Here is a 2,617-nt window from a genome sequence, read left to right as displayed (position 1 = left end):
TCGTCGGGGTGCCCGGCTTCGTCGACGTGCCGCCGGAGGACGAGGAGCTGCCGGGCTTCGTGGAGCCGGAGTCGCCCGTCGAGCCGCCGGTCGGGTCCGTCGGGTCGGAGCCGGTCGGGGACCCGCTCTCGCCCGGGGTCGCCTCGTCCGAGGGGCCCGGGGTGGCGGAGGCGTCCGTCTCGTCCTGGGACGGCTCGTCCGCGTCCAGGCCGTCGTCGAGGCCGTCGTCGCTCGCCGGCTGGTCCGAGGTGACCCGGTTCGAGCCCGGGTCGTCCTCGCCGTCGCCGGAGAGCGCGCCGAGAGTGACCACGGTGCCGAGCACCGCGACCAGCAGCGCGCCCGCGCCCGCGGCGATCAGGTTGCGGCGCGCGCCCAGGAGGCCGCCGCGGCCTCGGCCTGCGGACGTCGCGGGCTCCGGGGCGTCGGCAAGGGCGTCCGAGCGGGTGATGATCGTCGGCCCGTCGTCCGGGAAGTGCGCCACGGCCGGGAACGGCGAGCGCTCCTTGGCGAACGGCGGCACCGCGCCCGGGGTCCCGCCGGACGGCGTGACCGGCTCCTCGAAGAGCTCGCCGGGCAGCTCCAGCGGGCTGCCCGCGCGGTCGGCGACCAGGGCGAGCGCCCGTCGCCCGGCGACGGTGCCGCGCTTGTCGGCGAGCGCGCCGCGCAGCGCGATGGAGGCCTCCAGCTCGGCGCGGGCCCGCTCCAGATTGCCCGCGCACAGCGCGAGCACGCCGAGCTCGTGGTGGAAGTACGCCTCCTCCGCGACCTCGCCCGAGATCCGGGCGGCCTCCTGGCCGGCCCGAAGGGCGCGCTCCCAGGCCCCCCAGTGCAGCCCGGCGGCGAACACCGGCGCGGCGCTGCGGGCGAGCAGGACGGCGGCGCTGGCGTGCCGGGCCTCCTCGCTGGGCACCAGCGCGGACAGCGCGGAGATCAGCGCGTCCGACTCGGCGGCGGCGCGCTCGGGGGTGACGGAGGGGTGCCCGGTCCACCAGGCGTAGTGCTGGGCGACGGTGTGCGCGTGGCCGGCGGTGTCCTCGGCGTACCCGCTGGCGACGAGCTGCAGGAGCACGCCGGTGGCGAGGCGGTAGCGGGCGCCGACCGGGGTGAGCAGGCCGCAGGCGGTGAGTTCGCCGAGCGCGGCGTCGGCGTGGGTGTCGCCGACGAGCGCGGGCAGGTGCGCGGGGTGCGGGACCTCGCCGCCGAGGGCGACGGCGAACCGCAGGGCGTCCTGGGCGGCGGCGCTGAGCCGGGAGGCGAGCAGGGCGGCGGGGGCGGCGCCCTCGCCGAGGGAGGGCAGCGGGGTCTCGGCTCCGTCGCCGGGTATGCGCGGGGCCCCGGGTATGCCGGGTATGCCGGAAGTCGCAGGCGTACCGGAGGCCCCAGGGCCTCCCGACGCCCCCGGCGGCGTGATGCGGATCCGCGTCCCGCCCTCGTCCGGGTCGGCCGTCCCCCCGTGACCGCCGAACGCGTCGTCCAGCGCACCGAAGGCGTCGAACTCGTCGAAGGCCTCGTCCTGCCCGGGCCCGGCGCGCAGCCGGTCGCGCTGGACCAGCAGGGCGCCCGCCTGGACGAAGCGCAGGGGCAGGCCCTCGGACTCGAACCAGAGGTCGCCGGCCCAGTTGGCCTCGTCGTCGGTGAGGGTGCGGCCGACCGCGTTCTCCAGGAGCTCCAGGGCGGCGGCGCGGCCGAGGCCGGCGAGGAAGACCTCCTCGATGCCGGCCTCGGCGGAGGGTGCGGCGACGTCGGGGCCGGCGGCGAGCAGGTACGCGCACTCCGGCGTGGCGGTGAGCAGCTCGTCGAGCGCGGCGCCGCCGAGTTCGAGGTCGTCGACGACGACGATCGCGCCGATGTCGCGGACGAGGTCCAGCAGGGCCGGGCGGTCCGGGCGGTGCGCGGGCGTGTGCAGGACGGTGGCGAGGAGTTCGTACAGCAGCTCGGTGGCGGTGCGGTGGTGGCCGGAGAGGCGTACGACGCCGTCCGGTGCGAGGCCGGTGCACTGCGCGGCGACCTCGTCGAGGAGCCGGGTGCGGCCGGAGCCGGCCGGCCCGGTGACCCGTGCGGAGCGGCCACGGGAGAGCAGCCGGACGAGCCGCTCGTGCTCCTCCTGGCGCTCCAGGAGCGGCGGTCGGGGCAGCGGAGGTCCGGCCGGCAGCGGCGGACGGGCGGCGCGGGCCATCTCGGCGCGTTCCGCCGGTGCGTACTTGACGGGCCGCCCCGGCCGCTCCCCCGGCGGGCAGGGCTCTATCTCGCTGCCGTCGACGGGGTTGACGGTGAGCAGGAAGTCGCCCGCCACGAGCTGGACGGTGCGCGCGGGCGCCTTCGCCGACTTCTTGAAGTCCGGGGCGCCGGTGTCGCGCGGGGGCCGGGCCTGGCCCGCGCCATCGCCGAAACTGTCGTTGTCCATGGTCCAAGCCCCCCAGATGCGCTTCGCTGAGCTTCGTCCCCGCCGGGGTTGATCGAGTTCTGGCGGCGGAGTCGCGTGCGGATTTCCCTCCGGCTTTCTGCACGCCCCGCTGTCGCTTCGGTCCGGTGCCCGCCGCATGGGTCTTTCAATTCGCCGGGCGACCGAACCTTAGACCTTCGCTCAGTATCTACAAAGGGGCGGGGTGCTGCCCCG

General features: G+C 77.0%; 1 protein-coding gene. It reads right to left on the bottom strand.

From position 1 onward, the window contains the following. A partial coding sequence (locus tag VIU94_RS02150; RefSeq protein ID WP_331906884.1) for an ATP-binding protein occupies window positions 1-2,404 on the bottom strand: 2,404 nt, incomplete at its 3' end. Between the last annotated feature and the right edge of the window lie 213 nt (window positions 2,405-2,617).

The organism is Streptomyces sp. (assembly GCF_036566765.1).
GTDB lineage: Bacteria > Actinomycetota > Actinomycetes > Streptomycetales > Streptomycetaceae > Streptomyces.
Note: the sequence above shows the minus strand (reverse complement) of the source record. Positions and strands in the feature narration are given on the sequence as shown.